Source organism: Alishewanella longhuensis (assembly GCF_014653435.1).
Lineage (GTDB): Bacteria > Pseudomonadota > Gammaproteobacteria > Enterobacterales > Alteromonadaceae > Alishewanella > Alishewanella longhuensis.
In genome coordinates, this window is record NZ_BNAO01000002.1 from 595142 (window position 1) to 600988 (window position 5847).

The window sequence follows — 5847 nt, forward strand, 5'->3', positions numbered from 1 at the left end:
GTCGAAAGCAATAAATTGCTATCTGGATGGCGCGCATTTTACAAAATCAGCGGGCCGATGCAAGTGTTTTTTTAGGGTAAGCGAAAAAAATGCGTACGATAGGTGACTAATTCAGCAATCGATTCGCGGATATCATCCAGAGCTAAATGGCTGCTGCTTTTTTGCACCTGTTTTAATACGTCAGGATGCCAGCGCCGGGCTAACTCTTTCACTGTACTTACGTCTAAATTCCGGTAATGGAAAAAGCTTTCCAGTGTAGGAGCATACTCTGCCAAAAACCGTCTATCCTGACCGATGCTATTACCACACATCGGCGATTTACCTGCGCTCACATATTGGCTCAAAAAAGCCATAGTTTCAGCTTCTGCCTCTGCCAAGGTTACTGTGCTGGCACGGCAGCGAGCCGTTAAGCCGCTTTTACCATGTTGCTCAATACACCACTCACTCATATTATCTAGCGTTTCATCGCTGGTTTTAATCGCAAACACCGGCCCTTCTGCCAGGATATTTAACTGGCTATCGGTAACAATAGTGGCCATTTCCAAAATTACATCGGTTTTAGGCTCCAGCCCGGTCATTTCTAAATCCAGCCACACCAGATTAGTATCGTTAATTGCCATATGTCGTTATTACCTATTAATCGTCTATGCTAAATGAAAAGCTACTGATCCTACGCAAGTCGCCGGTAGCTACTTTGTTAGAATCCAGAATACAGGTATGATACACGCCTTATGCTTTACAGTAATAGCATCCTTTACAGAAAAACGGTAACCAGTGACCAAGAAAAAACATCTTACCCAGCGCCAGCATGATCGTATCGCCAAGAACGAGCAACGCCGCTTGCAACGCTCAGATAAAAAAGCCTCTGTTGTCTGGGATGACCAGCTGCTACACGCCCCAGAGCCAGGTTTAGTAATAAGTCGTTTCGGCCAACATGTTGATGTTGAAGATAATCAGGGCCAGATTATCCGCTGTAATATGCGCCGGACGATCAGTTCGGTGGTCACGGGTGATAAAGTGAGTTGGTGTCGCAGCAAGCAGCCTACAGGTAGCATTGACGGTGTTATTGAAGCAGTAGAAGAACGCAGCTCGGTGCTGTTACGCCCTGATTTTTATGATGGTTTAAAGCCGGTAGCGGCTAATATCGATTTAATGATTATTGTGTCGGCAATTTTACCTGCGTTGTCGTTAAATATTATCGATCGTTATCTGGTTGCCGCAGAAATGACCGGGATCAAACCTTTATTGGTTATCAATAAGGCTGATTTACTGGACAGCACTGCGCAAAACGCGTTAGAACAGCAGCTAGAACTCTATCGCCAACTAGACTACCCCTGCTTGCTCGTTAGTGCCCGCTCTGGGCAGGGCATGACTGCACTTTTGCAATATATTCACAGCGGCACCAGCATCTTTGTCGGGCAATCAGGTGTCGGCAAATCCTCGCTGATGAACAACCTGATGCCGGAGCTTGCTGCTGCAACTCAGGAGGTATCGGCTATTTCTGGGTTAGGTCAACATACCACTACTGTATCCAGACTCTACCACTTACCAAACGGTGGAGAGCTAATCGACTCGCCCGGCATTCGCGAATTTGCCCTGTGGCATCTGTCAGCAGAAGAAGTGACTCAAGGTTTTATTGAGTTTCGTCCCTGGCTTGGCCGCTGTAAATTTCGCGATTGTAAGCATATCAGCGATCCGGGCTGCGCTATTCAACATGCTGTTGCCGAAGGCGCTATTCGCCCAGAGCGTTATGATAGTTATCTCAAGATCCTGACCAGTATGGCGCAGGACAAACCAAATCATTTTTAAATTTTAAGAGCAAGTACTTCACTATGGATAAAGTTAAAATTACCCTACAATATTTGATGCCGAAGCATTTAATTTCTCGTTTGGTTGGCAAGGTAGCGGCTGCTAAGCTGGGCTTTATCAGCCACGCGCTAATTAGCCTCTTTATTAAAGCCTATAAAATTAACATGCAGGAAGCGCGCTTTGAAAAAGCTTCGGACTACGCCAGCTTTAATGAATTCTTCACCCGGCCATTAAAAGACGGTATTCGGCCGCTGGATACCGCAAGCGAGGTCATTACACAGCCGGTTGACGGTAAAGTCAGTCAGCTTGGTGATATCGTTGCCGGGCAGTTAGTGCAGGCTAAAAATCACGACTACAGTCTGCAAAGCCTCTTAGGTGGCAAAGCCGAGACGGCAGAGCCATTTCTCGGCGGTAAATTTGCGACCATTTATCTGGCGCCAAAAGATTATCACCGTATTCATATGCCGGTAACCGGCACACTGCGTGAAATGATCTATGTACCGGGTGAGCTCTTTTCAGTAAACCCATTAACGGCAGAAAATGTGCCTGATCTCTTCGCTCGTAATGAGCGCGTCGTCACGCTCTTTGATACTGAGTTCGGCCCTATGGCATTAGTACTGGTCGGCGCAACCATTGTTGCCAGTATCGAGACTGTCTGGGCGGGTACCGTCACGCCACCGGCCGGTAAAGATGTGTTTAGTTGGCAATACCCGGAAACCGGTTTAAATAGTGTTACGCTGGAAAAAGGCGCCGAAATGGGCCGCTTCAAGCTAGGTTCTACTGTTATTCTGGCTTTCCCGCATAATAAAGTGGATTTTTTACCAGAACAGCAGCCAGGAAGCGTGACCAGAATGGGCGAGCCATTTGCAACCATGCTTAGCGAATAACAGGCAGGCGTATGCAGATTATTGCTCACCGTGGTGCCAGTGGCGAGTATCCGGAAAATACCCTACTCGCCTTTAAGCAAGCGCTGGCGCAAAAGGCCGATGCGATTGAGTTGGATGTGTTTGCCGTAGAGGGTGAGTTGATTGTAATCCATGATGCCAGACTGGAACGCACCACTAACGGCAAGGGCAGTATTTATCAGTACACCCTAGCCGAACTGGCTAGCATTGACGCTGGCCGCGGCCAAGCTATTCCAACCCTCTGGCAGGTGCTGCAACTCATCCAAAACAAGTGCTGGTTGAATATTGAGCTAAAAGGTGCCAACACTTTACAGCCGCTTTTGAGATTGCTGGATCGCGCTGAAAATGAGTTAGGTTTTGATCTACAAACACTGCTAGTCTCTTCTTTCAATCATCCACTACTCGCGGCCTTAAAAACAGCTAAACCCACTGTACGGATTGGCGCCCTCACCGCCAGTTTACCACTGCATTATGCTGCCTTTGCCGCGGAACTTAACGCTGAAGCCGTGCACTGTGATGCCGGCTTTATTGATGAGAAGATGGTAGCAGATGCTAAAAAGCGCGGTTTGAAGGTCTATGTTTATACTGTAGACAATGCAGAAGCGTTACAGCAAATGCGAACTCTGGGTGTAGATGGTGTTTTTAGCAACTACCCTGCACAAAGCCGTCAATTCTTAGGATTATAAACTTAGGTTTTAAAAACGAAAAAGCCACAGCATGCTGTGGCTTTTTCATTAAAGCAGGAGAATTAAACCGCTTCGTTCTGCGGTTCTGACTCACACCCATTACATTGATTGCAAAGCCGCATATTCATAATATGGGCACCAACCACCAGTACAGCACCCACGATCAACACAAAATGCTCATATTCATGGCCCCAGACATCACGCTGCCAGTAAATAAAACCACCTAAAAATAATGCATAAAAAGGATAAAGTTTGCGGTGGTAACGATGAAAACCGATGAATAAGGTAATAAAACCAAGCACCATAGTAAAGAGTAAGACAAAACCTTCAAAAGCATGGTTGTGAGCTGCATTCAATCCTAATAAAGGCAGTACCGGCAGGATCACGGGTAACAGAATACAATGAATGGCACACAGAGACGTGATCATAATACCAAACTTATCAAAAAGCAGTCTTGCTTTGGCAATCACAGCACTAACCTCGAAACGCATAAATAACAAACGATATAATATAACAACACAAGCCGGAATGAAACGGATCTCGTTAAAAAAAGCGTGCACTCTGCCAGAATGCCTGCAGATATGGCATAATAGACAGCAAATATCGTTAGACCAAGTTGAGTTATGGACACTTTATTAGAACAATTAGATGAGAATCTAAAAGAGCTGTATCGGAAAGCATTAGATGCCGATGCGTTATTAGAACAATTACAACAGCAAGGCCAAGCTAAACATCAGGCAATTTTTACTAAAGATACGGTATTTCAGGCACAGAGTAATCGTTTCATGCCATATCTAGCAGAAACGGCTGAGCAAATAGCGGCGATTAGGCAAAGCCAGCAATTTAATACAGCAACCTTGCAACGCGTGGTCAAGCAGCTGCAGCTACTGCATAAAACGCTTACCGAGTTTCGCCAAGCGCTGAAGGTAAGTTAAGCAACAGCAGATTGCTTAACTTACCTATTGTATTTATTGAGCGACCTTGGGAGCGATAGCGGCATGCTGAGTCACCGCAGGTTGCACTGTCTTAGTGAACCAGTCATCTAACATTTTTTGCTCAAACTCAAACTCGGCGCGCGTACCCACTTTACTGATACGTTGCATAAAGCCCATATCACGCAAACGTTCTTCACCACTTAGTACCTCTTCACCGTAGTTATCCCGAAGAGTATGGGTGAAACGCACTGCTGGCGAATAGAGATCCTTAACAATCCGCAATGGCTGCCCTGTTGGACCAGCGAAATAATCAATGTCTCCAGCCAGATCAATGTCTGTTACGCTAACCTGCCAAGTGTAACCTTCCGGCATTTTGGCAGCGTAGTCAGTAAAGAATCGTTCAAAGGCTTGGGTTACTTTTTCCTGATAGCGGCTTTTTGATTCATTCGTTGGCCGTATATCAGTAAACTTTTCTGGTTGCTCAAAGCTAACCGTAACCTCAGCGGCAGCAACAACACCTGACATCGCTAACAATGTGATCGCAAGAATACTGTTACGCATTTTAAAACTCCTTGGTTAAACCTAACCCAATGACAGATCTTCATTAAAAATATAGTGGATACTACCTTTATGCAAGCTGAACGAATTTCAAACAATTACATCAACCGCAAATAAAAAGCCCCGCTGTAAACAGCAGGGCTTGATAAGTCTAGAGATGCAGGGGCAACCTTAGTAAATATTTTGGCTGCACCCTGCTGGCATCACATCATGCCGCCCATGCCACCCATGCCGCCCATATCAGGCATTGCCGGGGCATCAGCCTTTGGTAACTCCGTCACCATCGCTTCAGTAGTAATCATTAACGAACCAACAGAAGCAGCAAATTGCAGTGCTGAACGGGTTACTTTAGTTGGATCCAGGATACCCATTTCCAACATATCGCCGTACTCGCCGCTTGCCGCGTTATAGCCGTAATTGCCTGAACCTGATTTAACCTGGTTCACCACTACTGATGGCTCTTCGCCCGCGTTAGAGACGATTTGACGCAGTGGTGATTCCATCGCACGTAAGGCAATTTTGATACCGTGGTTTTGATCTTCGTTCGCACCACGTAAGTCAGCCAGTTTCGCCGCTACACGCACCAGCGCTACACCACCGCCAGGTACTACGCCTTCTTCTACCGCTGCGCGGGTAGCATGTAAGGCGTCTTCTACGCGGTGTTTCTTCTCTTTCATTTCGATTTCAGTGGCCGCGCCAACTTTGATTACCGCAACACCACCAGCCAGTTTCGCTAAACGCTCTTGCAGTTTTTCTTTATCGTAGTCTGAAGTGGCTTCTTCGATTTGCTGACGGATTTGCTTCACGCGACCATCAATAGCACCTTGCTCACCGGCACCATCAATAATAGTGGTGTTATCTTTAGTGATAACGATACGCTTGGCTGTACCTAAATCTTCTAAGGTGGCTTTTTCCAGTTCCATACCGATTTCTTCAGAAATCACGGTACCGCCA

At 46.2% G+C, this 5847-nt stretch carries 8 protein-coding genes; 4 read left to right on the forward strand and 4 right to left on the reverse strand.

Annotated elements, in window-relative coordinates:
• Positions 1-71 precede the first annotated feature (71 nt).
• On the reverse strand, positions 72-620 hold the full coding sequence (gene orn, locus IE163_RS06800; RefSeq protein ID WP_189431529.1) for an oligoribonuclease: 549 nt from the start codon (positions 618-620) through the stop codon (positions 72-74).
• Positions 621-774: 154 nt separating this feature from the next.
• On the opposite strand from orn, the gene rsgA reads away from it, so the two are divergent.
• The 3 genes from rsgA to IE163_RS06815 are packed head-to-tail and all read left to right on the forward strand — an operon-like array spanning position 775 to position 3400.
• Positions 775-1809 carry a small ribosomal subunit biogenesis GTPase RsgA gene (gene rsgA / locus IE163_RS06805; protein ID WP_189431531.1) on the forward strand — a complete coding sequence of 345 codons (1035 nt, stop codon included), beginning with the start codon at positions 775-777 and terminating at the stop codon, positions 1807-1809.
• Between the two features lie 23 nt (positions 1810-1832).
• Positions 1833-2696, forward strand: coding sequence for an archaetidylserine decarboxylase (asd, locus tag IE163_RS06810; RefSeq protein WP_189431533.1), 864 nt, complete (start codon positions 1833-1835; stop codon positions 2694-2696).
• Between the two features lie 11 nt (positions 2697-2707).
• Positions 2708-3400, forward strand: coding sequence for a glycerophosphodiester phosphodiesterase (locus tag IE163_RS06815; RefSeq protein WP_189431535.1), 693 nt, complete (start codon positions 2708-2710; stop codon positions 3398-3400).
• Positions 3401-3462: 62 nt separating this feature from the next.
• On the opposite strand, the gene IE163_RS06820 is transcribed toward IE163_RS06815, so the two are convergent.
• On the reverse strand, positions 3463-3891 hold the full coding sequence (locus IE163_RS06820; protein ID WP_189431537.1) for a MerC domain-containing protein: 429 nt from the start codon (positions 3889-3891) through the stop codon (positions 3463-3465).
• Positions 3892-4023: 132 nt separating this feature from the next.
• Between IE163_RS06820 and IE163_RS06825 the strand changes: the two genes are divergently transcribed.
• Positions 4024-4335 (forward strand): prephenate dehydrogenase, encoded by a 312-nt coding sequence (locus tag IE163_RS06825; RefSeq protein ID WP_189431538.1) that lies wholly within the window; start codon positions 4024-4026, stop codon positions 4333-4335.
• 33 nt (positions 4336-4368) lie between these two features.
• Here IE163_RS06825 and IE163_RS06830 read toward each other — a convergent pair whose 3' ends face one another.
• Both IE163_RS06830 and groEL read right to left on the reverse strand, forming a co-directional pair.
• The gene (locus IE163_RS06830; RefSeq protein WP_189431540.1) at positions 4369-4896 is read right to left on the reverse strand and encodes a DUF3016 domain-containing protein; all 528 of its coding nucleotides are present in this window, start codon (positions 4894-4896) and stop codon (positions 4369-4371) included.
• 200 nt (positions 4897-5096) lie between these two features.
• The coding region (gene groEL / locus IE163_RS17760; protein ID WP_229833459.1) for a chaperonin GroEL at positions 5097-5847 on the reverse strand (751 nt) is incomplete at its 5' end.

Coding starts and splice junctions, on each gene's coding strand:
- asd (WP_189431533.1), top strand. CDS start 1,833: ATGGATAAAGTTAAAATTACCCTACAATATTTGATGCCGAAGCATTTA.
- IE163_RS06820 (WP_189431537.1), bottom strand. CDS start 3,891: ATGCGTTTCGAGGTTAGTGCTGTGATTGCCAAAGCAAGACTGCTTTTT.
- orn (WP_189431529.1), bottom strand. CDS start 620: ATGGCAATTAACGATACTAATCTGGTGTGGCTGGATTTAGAAATGACC.
- IE163_RS06825 (WP_189431538.1), top strand. CDS start 4,024: ATGGACACTTTATTAGAACAATTAGATGAGAATCTAAAAGAGCTGTAT.
- IE163_RS06830 (WP_189431540.1), bottom strand. CDS start 4,896: ATGCGTAACAGTATTCTTGCGATCACATTGTTAGCGATGTCAGGTGTT.
- IE163_RS06815 (WP_189431535.1), top strand. CDS start 2,708: ATGCAGATTATTGCTCACCGTGGTGCCAGTGGCGAGTATCCGGAAAAT.